Source organism: Beduinella massiliensis (assembly GCF_900199405.1).
In the GTDB taxonomy this organism is placed as follows: Bacteria; Bacillota; Clostridia; order Christensenellales; family Aristaeellaceae; genus Beduinella; species Beduinella massiliensis.
In genome coordinates this window covers 1,449,043-1,469,361 of record NZ_LT963430.1, presented here as the reverse complement: position 1 = coordinate 1,469,361, position 20,319 = coordinate 1,449,043, and the positions used below count along the sequence as shown (strand labels likewise).

Sequence of the window (20,319 nt, the reverse complement as noted above, 5' to 3'; positions counted from 1 at the left end):
CTGAACGAATTTATTCTGCGTCGCCGCTTCTCCAGCAGGCGACCTGATGGCCGTTTCCGCAATCCGCAAGCTTCGGGCGCTCCTTCCGGCACTTATCGCACGCATACTTGCAGCGCGTGTGAAAGCAGCAGCCCTGCGGCGGGTTCATCGGGCTGGGCACGTCCCCCTCCAGCATGCCGTTCATGCTGGATACGTCGGGATCGGGAATGGGGATCGCGTCCAGCAGCGCCTGCGTGTAGGGATGGCGCGGGTTCGCAAACAGCTCCTTCTTGTCGGCGATCTCCATGATATTGCCCAGGTACATCACCGCGATCCGGTCGCAGACGTGCCTGACCACGGAGAGATTGTGCGAAATGAAGATATAGGTGAGGTTGTACTTGTGCTGAAGCTCCTGCATGAGGTTGAGGATCTGCGCCTGAATCGATACGTCCAGCGCGCTTACCGGCTCGTCGCAGACGATCAGCGAAGGGTTGAGGGCAAGCGCGCGGGCCACGCCGATGCGCTGGCGTTGGCCGCCGGAGAACTCATGCGGATACCTTGTATACTGCTCCTCCCGCAAGCCCACGTCGTGCATCAGCTGAAGCACGCGCGCCCTCCGCTCCGCCGCGTTGCCCATCTTATGGACGATCAGCGGTTCCTCGATGCAGTGTCCGATGGTAAAGCGCGGGTCGAGCGAGGAATAAGGGTCCTGAAAGATGATCTGAATCTTCTGCGTCAGCTCCATCACGTCCCGCCTGCCCGCGTGCAGGCTCAGGTCGCGCCCGTCGAACAGCACCGTTCCCTCCGTGGGCTTGTTCAGGCGCACAAGCGTCTTGCCGGTCGTGGACTTGCCGCAGCCGGACTCGCCCACGAGGCCGAACGTCTCGCCCTCGTAGACGTCGAAGCTGATGTCGTCCACAGCCTTGACGCAGCTCGCGGCGCCCGAAAACGGCGTCTTCTTTCGGATGGGGTAATACACCTTGAGGTTTTTGACCTCGAGCAGCTTCTTGCGCGTCTGCGTCATGCGTCCACACCTCCGTCGTACAGGAAGCAGCGCACCTTGTGGCCGCCTTCCATCGTGACCAGCTCCGGCTTCTGCTTGCGACAGCGCGGGCCGCACTTTTCGCAGCGCGGCGCAAACCGGCAGCCCGCGGGCAGTTCGCTCGGCGAAGGCACCATGCCCGGAATGCTCGGCAGCGCGCCGGTGGCGTCGTCGGTCAGCTTGGGCACCGAGGCCAGCAGGCCCACGGTGTAGGGGTGCAGCGGATTTTTATAGACCGAGCGCGCGTCACAGCACTCCACCGCCTCCCCGCAGTACATGACCATCACCCGCTGGGCGATCTGCGCCACGACGCCCAGGTCATGGGTGATCAGGATGATGGACGTGCCCATCTTTTCCTTGAGATCCTTGAGCAGTTTCATGATCTGCGCCTGAATCGTCACATCCAGCGCTGTCGTGGGTTCGTCGGCGATCAGCACCTTGGGGTTGCAGGCCAGGGCCATGGCGATCATGACGCGCTGGCGCATGCCGCCGGAAAGCTGATGCGGGTAGTCGTTCACGACCTTTTCCGGCGAGGGAATGCCTACCACGCGCAGCATGTCGACCGCGCGCTCGTGCATTTCGTTCTTGCCCATCTGCTGGTGGTACTTGAAGGATTCGCCGATCTGTCGTCCAACGGTGAACACAGGGTTCAGGCTGGTCATGGGCTCCTGAAAGATCATGGAAATCTCGTTGCCGCGGATCGCGCGCATCTGCTTTTCGCTTTTTTTCAGCAGGTCCTCGCCGTTGTAGAGGATTTCGCCGCCTACGATCCTGCCCGGCGGGCTCGGAATCAAGCCGAGGATCGAGAGGGACGTGACGGACTTGCCGCAGCCGGATTCTCCGACGATGGCGAACGTCTCGCCCTGCTCCACCTCAAAATCCAGCCCATCCACGGCGGGCACGACGCCTTCCTCCGTATAGTAATAGGTCTTAAGCCCTTTTACCTGAAGCATGCAGTTTGCCATTGCGTCCGCCTCCTCAGTTATTCTTCAGCTTCGGGTCCAGCGCGTCGCGAAGGCCGTCGCCCACGAGGCTGAAGCTCATCACTACGAGCGTGATCGTAATGCCCGGCACCAGCACACCCAGGGGATACGTGCGAACCACCTCGCGCATGCCGGAGAGCATCGCGCCCCACTCCGCCTCAGGCGGGGTTACGCCCAGCCCCAGGAACGACAGCGAGGAGGCCGTCAGAATCGCTGTGCCGAGGCTCAGCGTGACGTTGACGATGATCTGCGACATGGCGTTGGGGATGATGTGCGTAAAGATGATGCGCATGTCGCCCTCCCCCATCGTATAGCAGGCCTGCACGTATTCGGAGCTCTTCAGGCTGATGACGCAGCCGCGCACCATGCGCGTCAGGCCCGGAACGGTGAAGATCGTGATCGCGATGACCGTATTGATCGAGCCTGCGCCGAGGATGGCTACGATCGTGATCGCCAGCAGCAGTCCCGGGAAGGCGAGCAGGATATCGACCAGCCGGCTGATCAGGGTATCGACCCAGCCGCCGAAATAACCCGCGAACACACCCAGGATCACCCCGATCAGCGCGCCGGACAGCACGCCCGCGAAGCTGATCGCAAGCGACGTGCGCGCGCCGTAGATCATGCGCGCCAGCGTATCGCGGCCCAGGTTGTCCGTACCCAGCGGATGCTCCCAGCAGATGGGACCGTACTTCTTCATGACGCTCTGCTTGAGCGGGTCTACGCGGTAGACCAGCGGGCCGAAGATCGCGATCAGCACGAACAGGAGCAGCACCACCGCCGCGACGACGGAAACCTTGCGCCGCATGAAGCGTCTGAGAATGGGATTTTTGATCTTGCGCTTTTTCTTTGCCTGCATGGTATGGCGCCTCCCTTAATCGTACTTGATGCGGGGATCGACCGCCGCATACAGCAGGTCCACCGCCGTGTTAACCACGACGAAGGTGACCGCGAGTATCAGCACCGCGCCCTGCACCGCCGGGTAGTCGCGGTTGCTCACGGAGTCCACCACGAACCGTCCGACGCCCGGGATGGAGAAGACCGTCTCCACCAGGGTAGCGCCCGCCAGGAGGCCGCCGAAGCGAAGGCCCACTGCCGTCAGAATCGGGATCAGCGCATTCTTAAACGCGTGCACGTAGATGACCACCCGCTCCGGGACGCCGCGGGAGCGGGATGTGCGGATGTAATCCTGATGGATGACGTCCAGCATGGCGCTGCGCGTCGTGCGGGCAATCGAACCGATGGCCTGCGCGCCCAGCGTCGCAATCGGAAGAATCGCCGCCTTCCACGTGTCCATGCCGATGCTCGGAAGCCAGCGGAACTGGAGGCAGAAGATCAGCATCAAAATCAGCGCCAGGAAGAAAGAGGGCGTGGAAACCGTCAGAAGTGAGGCGACCATGATGATGTTGTCCGCCGCCTTGTTGCGCTTGACCGCGGCGATAATGCCCAGGATGATGCCGATGACGGAGCCGAAGAGCGTTCCGCCCACGGCCAGCACCAGCGTCTTGGGAAAGCGCTTGGCGAGCTCCTTGATGACCGGTTCGCCCGAAAAAATAGAGGTTCCCAGATCGCCCTTCAGCGCATTCCCGACGAAGCGAAAGTACTGTTCATAGAGCGGATCGTTCAGACCAAGGCGCTCTCGCTCAAATTCCTTGGTGTCCTTGGGCACGTCGAAGCCCAGCATGATGTCCACCGGGTCGCCTGGAATCATGCGCACCATCAGGAATACGATCAGTGAAAGGATCAGCAGCATGGGGATCATCTGCAAAATCCGCTTCACAGCATATTTAAACACCGGGAATTCCCCCTTTATCAGGCTTCTGGAAAAAATCGCGCTTGCGGGGATAAAGTGCGGCGGCGGAAATCCTTATGGAGATTCCCGCCGCCCATTCATGCCATCCTCGCGTCAGCTTAATACATCGTTATTCGGCTTTGCAGACGAGGTGTGTCAGATCCATGGTGTTGGAGGGGCTCACCGCGAAGCCTTCGATGCCGTCGGACAGCGCGTAGACGTTCTTGCGCAGGTTCATGTAGCATCCGAAGGGATCTTCAAAGATGGTGATTTCGGCGATGCGCTTGTAGCAGGCGTCGCGCTCGGCTTCGTCCATGGTGATGGCGCCCTTCTCAAGCAGCTCATCCACCTCGGCGTTGGAATAGAAGCCATAGTTGTTGACGTTCGTATCAGCCGTGTGCATGATGCGGTAAAGCAGGGTGTCGGAGTCCGCGTTTCCGCCGGATCCCATGATGAACATGTCCCAGCCGAACTTTTCGTTGAACTCCTCCGCCGTGAAGCTGCCCCAGGCAGAGCTGAACACCGCCTTTTCCACGACATCCAGTTTCACTTTGATGCCGACCTCGCCGAGCATCTCGACCAGAATCTCGCCCATTTCCACGCCGCGGTTGTAAACGGAGGTGGTCATGACGGTCATCTCGAATCCGTCGGGGTATCCGGCCTCTGCCAGCAGGGCCTTGGCCTTTTCCACGTCGTAGGGCAGCACGCCCGCCTCGTAATAGCCCGCCACAGACGGTCCCATGATCGAGGGCATCGGAACCTCGCCCAAGCCGCTGTACAGGTATTCGCAGATGGCCTCACGGTCGATCGCATAGCAGATTGCCAGGCGTACCTTCGGATCGGCCATGGGTGCCTTGTCGGACGCGCAGTTGAACTGGAACAGGTGGCAGCCGTTTCCGTCCGTCTTGCTGACGTTGATGCCGTCCAGCCCGTCGAGCCGAACCGCGTCGTCAGGGGAAATGCCGTCGGCGATGTCCGCCTGATTGGTCTCGATGGCAATGGCGCGCGAGGTCTGTTCGGGCACGATCTTCATGACGATGTTCGGGGTCAGCGCCACGTCGCCGTAGTACGCGTCAAAGCGCTCAAAGCGCATTTCCTCGCCCTTTGCCCAACCGGTGCAGCGGAACGGGCCGCAGCCGTCGACGCTCTCCGCGTTGTCGCCCAGGGAATTGCCGTACTTTTCGATATAGTCCGGGTTCAGAACCGCCGTCGCCTGGGAAGCGATGGAGTACAGGAAGAAGGACTTCGGTTCCGCCAGCGTGATGACGAACGTGTAGTCGTCCGTCGCGACCGCGGACTCGATGTAGTTGTAGTTGGTGGTGTAACGAACCGGGTTCTCCTTGTCCAGCAGGCGCTTAAAGGTCGCCTCAAAGTCGTACGCCGTGCAGTGGCGTCCCGAATGGAAGTAGACGTCGTCGCGCAGATGGAAGGTCCAGACCATCTTGTCCTCGCTGGATTCGTAGCTCTCCGCGATCTTGCACACGACCTGGTTGTTCACGTCAAACCCCATCAGGCCGTCGTAGAACTGGGGAATCACCTTGGAGTTAGAGACGTTCATCTGAGGATCGAGATAATCCTGGTCGTTGCCGATCACCCAGATAATGGTGTCCTTGTACGCCCCTTCCGCCCCTGCAGGAACGCAGGCAAGCGTCATGGAAAGCGTCAGAACCAGTGCCAGCAACAACGTAACGAGCTTTTTCATGAAAGACTTCCTCCTTTTGTTGTGGACTCCCATCTATGCACAGCCCGGCAGATCGGACGGCATATCATCACGCCTTGGCAGGAACCTCGTAGCTTACCCCCAGCGCATCCAAATCCTGCATCGCCTGCTTTACCGCAAACAAGCTGCGGTTGTCCGGCGTCTCCGCCAGCTTTTTCAGGAGGGCAACCGCCTCGTCTCCCCGCCCCTGATAGTGCAGGTAGTTCGCCAGGCCATAGGTGAGCATCAACTCGTAGATGCGCGGACGTTCCGGATTGGCGATTTCCTTCATGCGGTCTTCGACGAAGTTTTCCGGCTTGTAATATCCCTTGTAGAGCAGCGTGCGCGCCAGATAATCGCCGTCCTCCGTCTCCATGCCCGGATAGACGTTTTCGAGCACCGCCTGCGCCTCTTCGGGCTGCCCCAGCTTCATGCAGATCATCCAGTACCAGTCGCAGGTCGCCGGAATGGCCTTCACGCCGTACTTGAGCATCAGCTCCCTGGCCTTTCCGTGCGCGGCTTTCGCCTCCTCGTACATCCCGCCCAGATAACAGGCGACGCCCAGGTAATACCAGCACTCCCAGTCCTCTGGATTGATCGACGCGGCCAGCTTCAGGTCGCTCGCGGAGAGCGCGTATTCCTCGCGGCCGATGAACTTGCGCCCGCGCCAGAAGCGCATCACCGCATCAAAGGGATTGTAAACGAGCCCCTTGGAAAAAACCTCCACGGCCTCCTCTACGCGGTTGTCCTTCAGCAGCGCCAGACCCGTTTCGCGGTACAAATTGGGGTTCGCGGGATCCTTCTCCAGCTTTTCATAAAAATTCATATGCTTTTCCCCTTTCCGACATTTCGAAAAACGAAATGCAAGTTCTGTTAATATTTACATTACCGGGTTTTCCTTGCCAACATTCCGCACACAATCGGTTTAATTTGCATGGATTATATTTCATTAATTCATTTTTGTCAACTTCGTTTTTGCAAAAATCCCGTTTGCGATGTGTTTATTCATGCTTTTTGCGAGCCCCAAACCGGCCAATTCTTGCATCTGCCCTTAAATTGGCCCTTTCCGAATACCTGACCCGGAAATACAGCAGATTCTTCGCCTATCCAATAAAAAAAGGCTCGTAGTTTTGTCTATGTGAACGAGAGATTTTAGCGCGTTAATTCGCCAACTTCTGCATCTCAACTTGACAATTCTTGTCGAATGCTATTATACTGTTACACATTGAGTGTTCCGACTGCAGGGGAGGTGGCTGAATGCTTAATAAAGAGCTTTTCTACCCGAATGTATATACGCACGGCTACACCTACAGCCGTATCGAAAATCTATCCTACATTCAGCATGTCCACATGGGGGTGGAGGGCGTTTATGTACTTTCGGGCAACGTGCAGGTCACCATCGACAAAAAGAGCTACAACCTGCGCGCCGGGGATATCAGCATCGTCATGCCCTATCACCGCCACAGCTATATGACGCGAAATTCCTCCGACATCTTCGCGTTTGCGCTGCTCTCCGACGACGTGCTCGTGCAGAACCCTTTTTTCTCCGGCAGATACAACCTGCCCAACCCGATCTTCCGCAAGGGGCAGTATTCCGACAGCGTCGACAGGGTGCTCGGTCTGCTGCTGGACGAACAGACGCGCCAATCCAACATGATCACCCATATTGGCCTGCTCAACACCATGCTGGGGTATCTTTTCGACGCCAACCCGCCCCATCCGATCGAGCAGAAGGAACCCACCATCGAGGATCGGGTGCTCCTCTACCTGCACGAGTACCTCTACAAGCCCATCACGCTCAGCCAGGCCGCCGAAGATCTCAACATCTCGCAGTTCAAGTTGTCCCGCATCTGCAATCAGCAGATCGGCATCGGCTTCAATTCCTACCTGAAGTCCATGCGCGTGGCCGCAGCTAAGCGCCGCCTCGCCTTTACGGAATTCTCCATGGCCGAAATCGCGGAACAATGCGGCTTTGAAAGCCTGCGCACGTTCAACCGCGCCTTCAGCGAGGAAACGGGGACGACCCCCCGCGCCTATCGTTCGACCCATAAGGACAAAACCTCCCTGAACTTTCGGATTGCAGAGAAAAAACGCGACATCGAGACGCCCTGAACCTTCGCAGAAACGCCAGCCAACGACTCGCCCCGTGCGGCGGATAACCCATGCGTCTCTATAAAATAAAAACGCGCGGGATATCCCTTCGCGCGTTTAAAAAAAGATACGGCACGGTGCGCCTTGACGCTTCCGTGCCGTATTGGTTTTAAGGGGGATCAGGCCTTGCCGTTGCAGCCCATCACATTGACGATTTTGTGGCGCACCATGTCGCGAAGCGCCGTACGGGCGGGCGACAGATACTGGCGCGGGTCAAACTGATCCGGATGCTCCGCGAACTGCTTGCGGATTACGCCGGTCATGGCCAGACGCAGGTCGGAATCCACGTTGATCTTGCAGACCGCCATGGAAGCCGCCTTGCGCAGCATCTCTTCCGGCACACCCTGCGCGCCCGGCATATTTCCGCCGAACTTGTTGATCATCTCCACGTACTCCGGCATGACGGAGGACGCGCCGTGCAGCACGATCGGGAAGCCCGGCAGACGGCGTGAGACTTCCTCCAGGATATCAAAGCGCAGGTGCGGCTCGCCCTTGAACTTGTAAGCGCCGTGGCTGGTGCCGATGGCGATCGCGAGGGAGTCGACGCCCGTGGAGTTGACAAACTCCTCGACCTCGTTAGGGTCGGTGTAGAGCGCATCGTCCGCCTGAACCTTCACGTCGTCCTCGACGCCGGCCAGACGGCCCAGCTCCGCCTCGACGGTGACGCCGTACTTGTGGGCGTACTCGACCACGCGGCGGGTCTGCTCGATGTTTTCTTCGAGCGGCAGGTGCGAGCCGTCGATCATGACAGAGGTGAATCCGCCGTCAATGCAGCTCTTGCAGGTTTCAAAGTCGGGACCATGGTCCAAGTGCAGCGCGATGGGCAGATCCACGCCGGAATCCTTTGCGTCCTGAAGCGCGGCCTCGACGAGCTTGACGAGGTATACGTGCTTGGCATAAGCGCGCGCTCCCTTGGAAACCTGCAGGATGACCGGCGCCTTCTCCAGAATCGCCGCCTCGGTAATGCCCTGTACGATTTCCATGTTGTTCACGTTGAACGCGCCGATTGCGTAGCCGCCCGCGTACGCCTTCTTGAACATTTCGGTGGTATTCACCAGAGCCACTTCAATCACTCCTTATCTCTCGCGAGAAAGTTTCTCGTGTTTCGTCTTATTATATCAATTTTCCCGGGGTTTGAACAGTCCCGCGCACCTTTTTGTGCCATTTTACCGAGGTTGGTCAATGATTCCCGCACGCCGCCCATAAAATGTTGACGCACACGCCCCGGCGGTTTATACTGGAATCATCCCTACCCGGTGATAAAGGAGACCTTATGACGAACAGTAAACCCTATGAATGGCTGGCGACCGCCGCTTTCGGGCTCGAAGGAATCGTCGCCAATGAACTGAAGCACATGGGCATCGACGCGCGCGCGGAAAACGGCGGCGCGCGCTTTACCGCCGCGCCGGAGCAGGCGTTTATGGCGAACCTCTGGCTGCGCTGCGCGGATCGTGTGCTGCTGGTGGTCGGCCGCTTTCCGGCTACGACGTTCGACCAGCTCTTTGAGGGCGTGCGCGCCCTTCCCTGGGCCGACTACATTCCCGAAGACGGGCGCTTCCCCGTGCGCGGGCGCTGTGCGCGCTCGACGCTCATGAGCGTCAGCGACTGCCAGGCGATCACCAAAAAGGCGATCGTCGAGAAGCTGAAAACGTCTTACCGGCGCACGTGGTTCGACGAAAGCGGCGAAACCTACGCGGTGGATGTCGCGCTGCACGGCGACGTAGCGCAGGTCACGCTCGACGCCAGCGGCACCGCCCTGAACCGACGCGGTTATCGCACGTGGAACGGAGAAGCGCCGCTGCGCGAGACGCTGGCCGCCGCGCTGGTGCAGCTCGCCCCTTGGCGTCCCGGCCAGACGCTCGTGGATCCCATGTGCGGAACCGGAACCCTGCTGATCGAAGCGGCCATGCGCATGGCGGATCGCGCCCCCGGCCTCACCCGTCCGTTCGACTGCGAGCAGTGGCGCTTCATGCCGAAAGCGGAAATGGCGCGCCTTCGCGAGGAGGCGAATGCCCGCTTTGGCCCGGAGAAGGTCGAAGGCATCTATGGCAGCGACATCGATCCGGAGGCCGTCGAGCTCGCACGCCGCCATCTTGCACAGGCCGGGCTTGCGGGACGCGTGCCGCTCGAGGTTTGCGACATGCGGGACATTCAGCCTGACGCGCCGCGGGGCACATTCCTGCTCAACCCGCCATACGGCGAGCGCCTTTCCGACCGAAAGGCCTGCGAGGCGCTGTACCGCGATCTGGGCCTGCTCAGCCGCCGCTATCCAGGCTTCCACCTCGCCTGTATCACCTCGCATCCGGGATTTGAGCGATGCTACGGCCGCAGGGCGGACAAAAAGCGGCGTTTTTACAACGGCCGCCTAGAATGTGAGTTCATGACCTTTTTTGCCCGAAAAAAGGAGGGATAAGCGCATGCCAGTGCTCTGCGCCAGCGCCCTGTGCAAGCGACGTCACGCGCTGGGCATCACGCAAAAGGAGCTCGCCTTTTATTTGGGGCTGCACAAGGCGGACATCGAGCACCTGGAAAGTCAGGACAGCGAGATCAGCGAATCCCTGCTGAGCCGCCTGTGCGGGGCGCTCTCGTGCCAGACGTCCCGCTTGACCGAACCGTCCGGCGATGCGCTGACGCGCGCAGACATGGAGGCCATCCTCGCCTTTTCGCGCCTCACGCCGAAAAAGAGGCGCGCCGTCGCGGAGATCATTCTTCAGTTGTCGCGTCCCTGCTGACGCCGCAGCCGAACCGTCCCGTTTTCCTGAAGCGCAAATGAAATACGTCCTTCCCCGCCTGCCGTGTGCAGGCTTTTTTGCTGCCCATCCGGCAGCAGGAGCGCCGCGGTCGCGGTCTCCCAGCCCTCCGGCAGCGTGACCTGAACGCTCAGCCGATCCAGCAGGGCGGAAGGTACGCCCTCTTCGTTTAGCACCGAAAGCGTGAGCGCAAGCGATCCGTCTTTGTTCGTCAACGCTTCCAGCGTCAATTTGTCTCCCGTCCGGAAGCGCCCCCCGAACGCATAGCGCACCTCCGCCTCTACATCCGCGGCTTCGTCTCTCGCCCAAAGCGCCTCCTCCGCGATGGCCTCACCTACGGCAAGCCGTCCCTCCGGAGCGGACAGCACGCCGTTTACGCGCAGCGCGAAGGCATATTCTCCCGCCTTGGCGTTGGGCCCTACGCGCAGCGTCAGCGTCTTGTCCGTCGGCGCACCGTCGATGCCCGCCATCGAGACGTCCTGCGGCGGCTCAAGCTCCTTTCCGTCCTCCATGAATACCACGTCCACGTCGTGTTCATAGTCGGGGAAACCCGTGAGCGCCACGTCGTACGCGACGAGGCTCTCCACCCCGATCGGTGCGCCGCTCTGCTGCGCCCCGATCGCTATCGTCTGTTCCGCGGCTGCCGCGCCAGTCCATGCCAGCGCAAGCGCAAGGGCGGCCGCGCCAAGTATATTTCGCATCCTGCATCCTCCGAGCACTGTTTGTCCAATAAACGATCATGCATTTTATTTTCTTGCGCATACTAAGGGAGCACTTTAAATAGCGGAGGGAACGCCATGAATCCACAATCCCGCAAGGTCGTGCTCATCGGCACCGGCATGGTCGGCATGAGTTACGCCTACGCGCTTCTCAACCAGAGCGCCTGCGACGAGCTGCTGCTCATCGACATCGACGAGGCGCGCGCCAAAGGCGAAGCGATGGACCTCAACCATGGACTCGCCTTTTCTCCATCCCACATGCGCATCGCCGCCGGGCATTATGAGGACTGCGCGGACGCGGACGTCGTGGTCATCTCCGCCGGCGTCGCGCAAAAGCCCGGCGAATCGCGCCCGGCGCTGCTTTCGCGGAATGCGGCGGTCTTCGGTTCCATCGTGGAGCCCGTACTCCGTTCAGGTTTTTCCGGGCTCTTCCTGGTGGCGACGAACCCCGTGGACGTCATGACCCGCCTGACGCTCGCGCTTTCGGGCTTTGCGCCCGGCCGCGTGATCGGCACGGGCACGGCGCTGGATACCGCTCGATTGCGCTACCTGCTGGGACAATATTTCTCGGTCGATCCCCGCAACGTGCACGCCTACGTGATGGGCGAGCACGGCGACAGCGAGTTCGTCCCCTGGTCGCAGGCGATGCTGGCGACCAAGCCCGTCTCCACCGTCTGTGCCGAATCCGGCGGGCGTTACAAGTACGAGGATATGGAGGGGATCGCCGTCCAGGTACGCGATGCGGCTCAGGAGATCATAAAAGCCAAAAAGGCTACCTATTACGGCATCGGCATGGCCATGGCACGCATCACCAAGGCGCTGTTGGGCGACGAAAACAGCGTACTCACGGTCTCGACGATGCTGCGCGGCTCCTACGGCGTGCGGGACGTCTTCGCGGGCATCCCTTCCGTCGTGGGACGCGCGGGCGTGCGCGAAACGCTCGCCCTGCCGATCACCCCGGAGGAGGAAGAGCGCTTCCGCCGGTCGTGCCAGGTATTGGACGAGTGCTGGAAAGAAATATCGTTTTAAGGAAACGCGCGTCACGTCTCTACAGCGGCAGCCCGAGCAGGCAAAAGCGGATCAGATCCACCGTTCCGTGCGCAATCATGGCGGACGCGAGGTCGCGCCTGCGCTGCAAAAGCGCAAATGGAAGCCCAAAAAGCACGACATAGATCAAGGTTGAAACGAGCCCGCCGATCATTCCTCCCTGCATAAAGGCTTCCGGCGTGTGAATGAGCACGTGCGGCATGACCATCATAAACAGACCTGTGAAACGTTGACTTTTCGTTGCACATTGTCCCTGCATCAGGTGAAGACAAAATGCGAAAAATACGGTTCGCAGGGCGACTTCTTCCATAATGGCGGGGTTCAGTGCGACGAGCAGGGCAGGAACGACGGGGTGGAAGCCCTGCGCAGACCGACCGCCCCCCAGAAAGAGGTTCACCGCCCCCAGCAGCGCGCCGACCGCCACCCCAACGCCGACGCTCAGCGCACACTCGCTCCCTTTTCCGACGCGCAGAAGGGGAATTTTCTGCCCAGCGAAGTGAGAAAAGGTCGAAAAAACCGCCAGCGCGGCCGTCAGGGTCAGCAGGAAACTCCAGATTGCGGACAGGGGAGCCTTGTAAACGAGTGCGTGTCCCAGGCAGGCGAGCAGCGCAAGACTCGCCGAAAGCACGCGCTTCTTCCTATCGGGCATTCCGTACCTTGTAAGCAATGCACCGGAGAGGAGGAGCGACCAGAGCTCCAAAAGCAGCCACATGCGCTGCGTTACCCCTAAAGGTATGCTCACCGCGAAGTTCAGGATGAACAGCGACAGGAAGACCGTGAACATCGACCAGATGGGACGTAAGTTTGATCGCTTCATTTGCTCCTCCAAGGCTCAAGAGCGCCGCCGGTTTCCCGGCGGCGCTCCAATTTTCTCGTTTACAGTTCACGCAGCGCGTCGATGAGCTCGGTCTTCGATGCCGTACGCCCATCCTTGCGCTTGATGACGCGCGCGGGCACGCCCGCGACGACCACGCCCGGCTCCACGTCCGACACGACGACCGCGCCCGCCGCGACGACCGCGCCCGCGCCGACGCGCACGCCCTCGATCACCACCGCGTTCGCGCCGATGACTACGTCGTCCTCGATCACCACCGGCTGCGCGCTCGGCGGCTCCACGACGCCTGCCAGCACCGTGCCCGCGCCGATGTGGCAGCGCCTGCCGACGATCGCGCGCCCGCCGAGCACCGCGCCCATGTCGATCATCGTTCCCTCGCCGATGACCGCGCCGATGTTGACGATCGCCCCCATCATGATCACCGCGTTATCGCCGATTTCCACCTGGTCGCGGATGATTGCGCCCGGCTCGATGCGGGCGTTGAACTTCTTCATGTCCACCATCGGAATCGCGCTGTTGCGCCGGTCGCTTTCGACGACCAGCTCTTCGATCTCCCCGGCATGCGCCGTGAGCACCGGCTCCACGTCCTTCCAATCGCCAAAGACGATCTGGTCGCCCGCGCCGAACACCTTGCAGCCCTCGAAGCAAAGCGGCTGCTTCGCCTTCACAAACGCCCTCACCGGCGTCTGCTTTTTCGATTCCTTGATGATGCGAATGATCTCGTATGCGTCCATTTAGCGACCTCCAAACAATACGTCGTCCATGTCGTAAAGCCCCGCGGGCTGCTGGCGCACAAAGCGCGCCGCCTTTACCGCGCCCGCCGCGAAGATGCGCCGGCTGTCCGCCCGGTGGCGAAGCTCCAACTCCTCCTGCTCCCCAAAAAAGCGCACGCTGTGTTCGCCCGCGACCGTGCCGCCCCGCAGGCTGTGCACGCCGATCTCGCGGCCGCGCGCGCCTACCATGCCCTCGCGGCCGTAGCGCGGCGCGTGCCCGCCCTGAGGATCCACCGCCCTCAGCAGCATCTTCGCCGTGCCGCTGGGGGCGTCCACCTTCTGGCGGTGGTGCGTTTCCGTGATCTCGATGTCAAATTCTTCGCCGAGCGCCGCCGCCATCTCCGCGGCGATGCGGCGCATCACCGTCACGCCCACGGAGAAGTTCTGCGTGCGCACGATCGGGATTTGCCGCGACGCCTCGCGGATGGACTCCTCCTGCGCCGCAGAAAGCCCCGTGGTGCCCAGCACCAGCGGCACCTGCATCTCCAGCGCAGCCGCAAGCAGCGCCAGCAGGTTGTCCGGATGTGAAAAGTCGATGGCAACGTCCGGTGAGGCCACGCGTGAGAGAGAAGGCAAATGCCCCTCGTCCACGATGCCCGCGATCCTGATATCCGTCTGCGCGCGGCAGACGTCCTCCACCATGCGTCCCATTTTTCCATAGCCGATCAGCGCGACGTTCATTCGAGCACCCGCAGCGCGTCTGCCAGCACCTCGCGGTGCGCCTTTTCCATCTCACACAGCGGCAGGCGGAACCCGCCGACGTCCATCCCCAGCATGTTCATCGCTTCCTTGACAGGGATGGGGTTCACCTCGATGAACAGCTTGTTGATGAGATCCAGGTATTCGAGCTGCATCGCGCGCGCGCGGCCCGTATCGCCCGCGAGATAGGCCGCCACCATGTCGTGCGTCTGGCGCGGGCAGATGTTGGCGAAGACCGAGATGACGCCCGTTCCACCCAGGGAGAGCACCGGCACGATCATGTCGTCGTTGCCGGACACGAGGCTGAAGTCCTCGGACACGAAGCGCGCGATCTTGGCCACGTAGGAGATGCTTCCGCTCGCCTCCTTGATGCCCGCGATGCGCGGGTGACGCGAGAGGCGCTCCACCACCGGTACGGAAAGGCTGCATCCCGTGCGTCCCGGCACGTTGTAAAGGATTACCGGCACGTCGACGGCGCCGGCGACCGCCTCGAAATGGCGAATCATGCCCTCGTCGTTGGCCTTGTTGTAATACGGGGTAATCACCAACACGCCGTCCGCGCCCATCGCCGCGTAGCGCCTGCTCTTCATGACGGCCGTCTCCGTGGCGTTTGAGCCGCTGCCCACGATGACGGGGATGCGCCCGGCCACCGTATCCAGCACGCACTGGGCGACCGCGTCGTCCTCCTCGTGCGTCATGGTGCTCGATTCGCCCGTGGTGCCCAGCGCCACGATGCCGTCCGTCCCGCTTTGGATGTGCCACTCGCACAGTTCCTTCAGCTTTTCAAAGTTGACGCTTCCGTCCTGATGAAACGGCGTTACCAGCGCGACGTAGCTGCCTCTCAATTTCATCGTCTGTTCCTCCTTGTCGTCCAGCGTTTTTCGCAGAAATTTTCCTGATCTAAAGCCCTATAGCGTCCTGACAAAGCGCTCCAGTCGGTCCATCCCCTCCTGAAGCTCCCCGTCGCTGTAACAATACGTGATGCGCACAAAGCCCTCCACGCCAAAACAGCTCCCCGGCACCACGGCGACCTTCGCCTCGCGCATCAGGCGAAGCGCAAACTCCTCCGACGGCATTTGAAAGCGCGCGATGGAGGGAAACACGTAAAACGCGCCGTCCGGCCGCACCGTCTCCAGGCCCATCGCCGCAAGCCTGGAAAGCACGTAATCGCGCCGTTCCCTGTAGCGCGCCCGCATGGGCTCGATGTCCGTGCCGAAGATGCCCTCGCAGCCCCGCTGCGAGAATGCCGACACGCCCACCACGAGCGACGCGTGTACCTTGAGCATCTGCGCCGTCACGGGCGCGTCCGCCAGGCTGTAGCCCACGCGCCAGCCCGTCATGGCGAAGGGCTTGGAAAAGCTCTGCAGGGCGATCAGGCGGTCCTTCAGGCTGGTATCGTCCATCAGATGGGGGATGCTCTCCCGGTAGATCAGGCGGTCGTATACGCCGTCCAGCAGCACGAACAAGCCGCGCGCCTTCGCTGCGCGGGAGAGCAGCGATAGCGACGGCTCTTCCAGCACGCAGCCGGTGGGGTTGTTGGGCGTGGTGACGATGATCGCCTTGGTCCTTTCCGTCAGGCAGGCGTTCAGGCGCTTTTCCGTAATCTGAAATCCGTCCTCCTCCGTGTGCAGAGGAACGTATACGCTGCCTGCGATCGCGATCAGCTGCTCGTAAAGCCCGAAGGCAGGCACGGGCACGATCACCTCGTCGCCCGGGTTCAGGATGGCGATCAGCGCGCAGGCGATTGCCTCGGTGGAGCCCGCCGTCACGATGACCTCGTCCTCCGTATAGTCTGTACCATGGCGGCCGTTTTCATAGGCCGCGATCTGTTTTCGCAGCGCCGCATAGCCCGCGTTGGGCGGGTAATGGGTATAGTTTTCGTCGAGCGCCCGCTTCGTACGCGCGCGGATGGGCTCCGGCGTGTCAAAGTCCGGCTCGCCCAGCGTCAGGGAAATACATCCCGGTATTCGCCGTGCCTCCGCCGTGATGCGCCGGATGCCGCTGGGCTGCATCGCCATGACGGCGCGGTTCATTTCCATCGCGCATCGCCTCCTGCCTCTCCATCAAGAATAACCGGATTATAACATGGAAAATCCGTCCGGTCAATCGACCGGACGGACAAGCTGAATCGAAGCTTATTTTTTCGGCTGACGGCGCAGGTACGCTGGCACATCGGACAGATAGGAGCGGCTCGTCTCCTGCGGCGCTTCCTCCGGCGGCTGTTCGCGCACCGGGTTCTGCTGCACGGGCATGCCCTGGAAGGGGGATACGCGCTGCGGCGCGGGCCCGCGGTTCATGCCGCTGTTGACGAAGGAGGGAATCTCCGGCTCGCCGTCGTCCTGGCGCGGGGCGTAAGCACCCTCCGCGCGGGGCGCGTAACCGCCCTCGGCCGGCGTATAGCTCGCGTCGTAACGCGAATACGCGCGCGGCTCTTCCGGCGCGCTGTAGCTCGTCTGCGTCACCGGCACGTAGGGCGCCTGCGAGGGCGCATAGGCCTGACGCTGGCGCTTGACCGGCTCCTTGGGCGGGAAGGGCGTCTTTTCAAAGCCGGTAGCGATGACCGTGATGCGCACCTCGTCCTCCAGCGTCTCGTCGATGCCCGCGCCGAAGATGATGTTGGCCTCGCTGTCCGCCGCCTGCATGACCAGCTGCGCCGCCTCGTTGATATCGATGATGCTGATGTCCGGGCCGCCGGTGATGTTCATCAGCACTGCGCGCGCGCCGTCGATCGAGGTTTCCAGCATCGGGGATTGGATGGCGTTCTTCGCCGCCTCGACCATGCGGTTTTCGCCCTTGCCCACGCCGATGCCCATGTGCGCCATGCCGCCGGACTCCATGACGGTCTTTACGTCCGCAAAGTCCAGGTTGATGAGCGCAGGAACGGCAATCAGGTCGGAAATGCCCTGAATGCCCTGACGAAGCACGTCGTCCGCGATGCGGAAGGCTTCCAACATCGTGGTGCCCTTGCTGACGACCTGCAGCAGCCGGTCGTTGGGGATGACCACGAGGGTATCCACGCGCTGCTTGAGCTCGCTGATGCCCGTCTCCGCGTTCTTCATGCGCTGCTTTCCCTCGAACAGGAAGGGCTTGGTGACGACGGCGATCGTCAAGCATCCCAGCTCGCGCGCGACCTCGGCCACGATAGGCGCGGCGCCCGTGCCGGTTCCGCCGCCCATGCCCGCCGTGACGAACACGAGGTCGGAGCCCTTGAGCGCCTGGGCGATCTCCTCGCGGCTTTCCTCCGCCGCGCGCCGGCCGATGTCCGGCACGGCACCCGCGCCCAGGCCCTTCGTCAGCTTTTCGCCGATCTGGATTTTATGCTGCGCCTGCGATAGATTCAGCGCCTGCTTGTCCGTATTGATGGACACGAACTCCACGCCCCGCAGCCCCGAATCCACCATGCGGTTGACGGCGTTGTTGCCGCCGCCGCCGCATCCGACTACTTTGATGGACGCATAGGAGTTCTGTTCGACTTCAAACTCGAGCACAAGTCATCCCCCTTTTAATTCAAAAGAAATCCTTTATTTCCCCAGCAGGTTCTGGAAGAAAGAAGATATTTTCCCAACGACAGAGCCCTCTTCCTCGCTGGTTTCAATGGTCTCGAAGACCAAATCCACCAGGCCCAGGGCGCTGGAATAGATCGGGCTGTTCAGCTTGGCCGTCTTGGCCGCCGGTTGGCGCACGGCTCGTCCCAGTTGGTTGGATAGGTACACGCGCCCGCCGTTCATCGGCGCGATGCCGCCTCCCGTGAGGTAGATGTTCGACCAGCTGCCCAAGCGTACGCCGCTGTGGTCGATGCATTCCTGAATCATTTCCGCGATCTCGTCCACCCGCGGCTCGAGCACGCGCGCCACCTGTTCGTGGCTGAACGTCTCGCTCTGGCCGTTTTCGGCGATCGCTTCCTGTTTTTCGTCCGCATTTATATTGAACACATAGCTGCGCTTGATCTGCTCGCACTGCGCCATCGGCGCTTCCAGCCCCGTCACCAGGTCCAGCGTGATGTGCGCGCCGCCGACCGGCAGCACCTTGTGGAAGATCAGCGCGTCGCCTTCGACGGCCATGACCTCCGTAGAAAGGTATCCGACGTCCACCAGCACCGCGGTGCGGTCGCGATCCTCCGGCGTCAGGAAGAGCAGCGCCTCGCCCATCGGGGTCGAATAGAACCCCTTGACCGTGAGGCCCATCTGCGCCATGCGGTTGGAAACATCGTTCAGGAAGAACTGGTCCGCGACGATAAAGGAAACCATCGCCCGAAGCGTGCTGCCCTTCATGTCGACCGGTTCCATCGTTTTTTTGCCCTCGTCGACCATGAACCATGCCGGCGAGCGGTGGATAATCGCGCCGCGCAGGGGCTGCACTTCCTCCGTCGCCTGAATGAACACCCGCTCCACGTCCGCAGGGGTCACGCGAGGGTCGGCGCCCTGAAGCTGCACCTGCGTCTCGATGACGTATACGCGGGAAAACTCACCCGGTACGCCGACGTAGACTTCCTTGATCCGCCGGTGGGACTGCGCTTCGGCTTCCGCGACCGAATCGTGGATCGCCTGGCTGACAAGTCCCGGCGCGTTCCACTCGCCGTCCATAAAGCCGTCGTAGGAAACCGTCCCCGCGCCAATGATGTCGCAGCGGTGATAGCTGCCGCTTTCCGCCACCAGGGTCACGATTTTCGACGTTCCGAAGTCGACCACAGCCGCTGTCTTTTTCATCTTCGTTTCTACTCCCCGTTGCGCGCAGCCTGCGCGCCGAATGGTAACTTCTGACGTATATAATGTAAGATACTATATTTTAACCTTTTTACGCGACATATGCAAGAACCATTGCTAAAAACAGTCTGTTTTCGTTCATTTTTTTAGATCAGACCGCCGTTTCGTGGATAAAAAGATGCTTAAAAGGTGAACCGACGGTCTGTTTTCATGCATTTTTACTGAGCGGGCACGAAATCCGCCACCTCCGCGGAGGACACGTCGAGCTTGGCGCCCGCCAGCTCAAAGGTGAGCCGCGGCTCTTTTGCGGTTTCCTTGGCCTGCGCCTCCGCTTCCTCAGGCGTCATGGTTCCGGCCTGCACCGCGCGCTTGCGCTTTTCCGCGGCATCCGCATCGACCTGTTCCTGCTTTAAGCGCACCTGCTCCAGGAACGCCGTGTCGGTCATTTTGCGCAGCACCTCCTGCGCGATCGACAGCTTCAGGTCCATCTTCGAGGCGTCGCCCAGTTCGATCTTCAGCCCCTCCAAAGTCATCAGGTACAGGTTGTCCGAATCCGACACGTTCAATTCGACCGCGCGGTCCGCCATCTCGCTTTCAGACAGCGCGGCCAGCACCGTGCGCACTTCCTCCATCTGCCCCGACATCTCGGTCTGCAGCGTCTCCCCGATCGTGAGGCTCTTGACCTTGAGCCCCGTGACGACGGGAACGTCCACCGTCTTGCTCTCGCTGCCGTACTGCTCCAATACGCGCCCCTCGTCATCCAGCACGAACATGACCCCCAGGTACGTCACCGTCGCGCAGGCCTGGCGTTCCTCCACGCGCAGCACCAGGCTGTCGGGATAGAGGATATCCATGCCCTCAAAGCGCAGGTATCGGTTGCTCTCGACGTTCTTTTTGATCTTTTCCTCATTGAGCGAAAAGATCGGCTGCCCCATCCGCAGGCCCGCGATGTCCGCGATCTGCTGGGCCGTGAAGCGGCCGCCTCCCCCGTCCACCTGTACGCTGTGCAGCACGAAGATCGTGCTTTGCGTCACGAAGAAGCCGATCAGGAGGAGCACGAAGAGTACGAGCGCCGCCGTCCTTCCGGGGTGACGGGCGCTCGCCTCTTCCTGCATTTGAATGTCGTCGTCGTACCTGCCAGCCATGTTGA

At 61.2% G+C, this 20,319-nt stretch carries 19 protein-coding genes and 1 pseudogene; 4 read left to right on the top strand and 16 right to left on the bottom strand.

Translation table 11 applies throughout. From position 1 onward, the window contains the following. Positions 1 to 10: 10 nt before the first annotated feature. The 6 genes from C1725_RS07275 to C1725_RS07250 all read right to left on the bottom strand — a co-directional run bounded on the left by C1725_RS07275 (position 11) and on the right by C1725_RS07250 (position 6,318). Positions 11 to 1,003 carry a dipeptide ABC transporter ATP-binding protein gene (locus C1725_RS07275; protein WP_102410975.1) on the bottom strand — a complete coding sequence of 331 codons (993 nt, stop codon included), beginning with the start codon at positions 1,001 to 1,003 and terminating at the stop codon, positions 11 to 13. Next, positions 1,000 to 1,986 carry an oligopeptide/dipeptide ABC transporter ATP-binding protein gene (locus C1725_RS07270; protein ID WP_102410974.1) on the bottom strand — a complete coding sequence of 329 codons (987 nt, stop codon included), beginning with the start codon at positions 1,984 to 1,986 and terminating at the stop codon, positions 1,000 to 1,002. Before C1725_RS07270 ends, C1725_RS07275 begins: the two co-directional genes overlap by 4 nt. 13 nt (positions 1,987 to 1,999) lie before the next feature. Beyond that, positions 2,000 to 2,860, bottom strand: coding sequence for an ABC transporter permease subunit (locus C1725_RS07265; RefSeq protein ID WP_102410973.1), 861 nt, complete (start codon positions 2,858 to 2,860; stop codon positions 2,000 to 2,002). A 15-nt stretch (positions 2,861 to 2,875) separates the two neighbouring features. Beyond that, positions 2,876 to 3,796, bottom strand: a complete 921-nt coding sequence (locus tag C1725_RS07260) for an ABC transporter permease subunit (protein WP_102410972.1) — start codon at positions 3,794 to 3,796, stop codon at positions 2,876 to 2,878. Positions 3,797 to 3,923: 127 nt separating this feature from the next. Continuing rightward, positions 3,924 to 5,495 (bottom strand): ABC transporter substrate-binding protein, encoded by a 1,572-nt coding sequence (locus C1725_RS07255; protein ID WP_346026442.1) that lies wholly within the window; start codon positions 5,493 to 5,495, stop codon positions 3,924 to 3,926. 67 nt (positions 5,496 to 5,562) lie between these two features. Further along, a complete protein-coding gene (locus C1725_RS07250) occupies positions 5,563 to 6,318 on the bottom strand; it encodes a tetratricopeptide repeat protein (protein ID WP_102410970.1) in 756 nt (251 codons plus the stop codon). A 431-nt stretch (positions 6,319 to 6,749) separates the two neighbouring features. Between C1725_RS07250 and C1725_RS07245 the strand changes: the two genes are divergently transcribed. Further along, entirely contained in the window at positions 6,750 to 7,604 is an 855-nt protein-coding gene (locus tag C1725_RS07245) for a helix-turn-helix domain-containing protein (protein ID WP_102410969.1), read from the top strand. Positions 7,605 to 7,762: 158 nt separating this feature from the next. Here the strand turns inward: C1725_RS07245 and fba are convergent, their stop codons facing one another. Further along, positions 7,763 to 8,707 carry a class II fructose-1,6-bisphosphate aldolase gene (gene fba / locus C1725_RS07240; protein WP_102410968.1) on the bottom strand — a complete coding sequence of 315 codons (945 nt, stop codon included), beginning with the start codon at positions 8,705 to 8,707 and terminating at the stop codon, positions 7,763 to 7,765. A 209-nt stretch (positions 8,708 to 8,916) separates the two neighbouring features. On the opposite strand from fba, the gene C1725_RS07235 reads away from it, so the two are divergent. Further along, positions 8,917 to 10,056: a THUMP domain-containing class I SAM-dependent RNA methyltransferase gene (locus C1725_RS07235; RefSeq protein WP_346026441.1), complete on the top strand. Its 1,140-nt coding sequence runs from the start codon at positions 8,917 to 8,919 to the stop codon at positions 10,054 to 10,056. A 4-nt stretch (positions 10,057 to 10,060) separates the two neighbouring features. Beyond that, positions 10,061 to 10,375, top strand: a complete 315-nt coding sequence (locus C1725_RS07230; RefSeq protein ID WP_102410966.1) for a helix-turn-helix domain-containing protein — start codon at positions 10,061 to 10,063, stop codon at positions 10,373 to 10,375. On the opposite strand, the gene C1725_RS07225 is transcribed toward C1725_RS07230, so the two are convergent. Next, positions 10,354 to 11,094, bottom strand: coding sequence for a hypothetical protein (locus C1725_RS07225; RefSeq protein WP_102410965.1), 741 nt, complete (start codon positions 11,092 to 11,094; stop codon positions 10,354 to 10,356). The two genes, C1725_RS07230 and C1725_RS07225, sit on opposite strands and share 22 nt — an antisense overlap. A gap of 96 nt (positions 11,095 to 11,190) precedes the next feature. Here C1725_RS07225 and C1725_RS07220 point away from each other — a divergent pair, with 96 nt between their 5' ends. Next, positions 11,191 to 12,141, top strand: a complete 951-nt coding sequence (locus C1725_RS07220) for an L-lactate dehydrogenase (protein WP_102410964.1) — start codon at positions 11,191 to 11,193, stop codon at positions 12,139 to 12,141. Positions 12,142 to 12,160: 19 nt separating this feature from the next. On the opposite strand, the gene C1725_RS07215 is transcribed toward C1725_RS07220, so the two are convergent. From C1725_RS07215 to C1725_RS07180, 8 genes and pseudogenes are all read right to left on the bottom strand, one after another. Continuing rightward, the gene (locus tag C1725_RS07215) at positions 12,161 to 12,976 is read right to left on the bottom strand and encodes a CPBP family glutamic-type intramembrane protease (protein WP_102410963.1); all 816 of its coding nucleotides are present in this window, start codon (positions 12,974 to 12,976) and stop codon (positions 12,161 to 12,163) included. Positions 12,977 to 13,035: 59 nt separating this feature from the next. Next, positions 13,036 to 13,728 carry a 2,3,4,5-tetrahydropyridine-2,6-dicarboxylate N-acetyltransferase gene (gene dapD / locus C1725_RS07210; RefSeq protein ID WP_102410962.1) on the bottom strand — a complete coding sequence of 231 codons (693 nt, stop codon included), beginning with the start codon at positions 13,726 to 13,728 and terminating at the stop codon, positions 13,036 to 13,038. Next, complete coding sequence (dapB, locus tag C1725_RS07205) at positions 13,729 to 14,448, bottom strand: 4-hydroxy-tetrahydrodipicolinate reductase (protein ID WP_102410961.1); 720 nt, start codon at positions 14,446 to 14,448, stop codon at positions 13,729 to 13,731. It abuts the gene before it with no gap. Then, a complete protein-coding gene (gene dapA / locus C1725_RS07200) occupies positions 14,445 to 15,317 on the bottom strand; it encodes a 4-hydroxy-tetrahydrodipicolinate synthase (RefSeq protein ID WP_102410960.1) in 873 nt (290 codons plus the stop codon). The genes dapB and dapA overlap by 4 nt, the downstream gene beginning before the upstream one ends. Before the next feature lie 57 nt (positions 15,318 to 15,374). Next, positions 15,375 to 16,505, bottom strand: coding sequence for an aminotransferase class I/II-fold pyridoxal phosphate-dependent enzyme (locus C1725_RS07195; protein ID WP_102410959.1), 1,131 nt, complete (start codon positions 16,503 to 16,505; stop codon positions 15,375 to 15,377). Between the two features lie 465 nt (positions 16,506 to 16,970). After that, positions 16,971 to 17,954, bottom strand: a pseudogene (ftsZ, locus tag C1725_RS07190) (cell division protein FtsZ); the annotation flags it as partial. Positions 17,955 to 17,987: 33 nt separating this feature from the next. Further along, positions 17,988 to 19,172, bottom strand: a complete 1,185-nt coding sequence (locus tag C1725_RS07185; protein ID WP_102410957.1) for a cell division FtsA domain-containing protein — start codon at positions 19,170 to 19,172, stop codon at positions 17,988 to 17,990. 215 nt (positions 19,173 to 19,387) lie between these two features. Next, a complete protein-coding gene (locus C1725_RS07180) occupies positions 19,388 to 20,314 on the bottom strand; it encodes a cell division protein FtsQ/DivIB (protein ID WP_102410956.1) in 927 nt (308 codons plus the stop codon). Positions 20,315 to 20,319 lie beyond the last annotated feature (5 nt).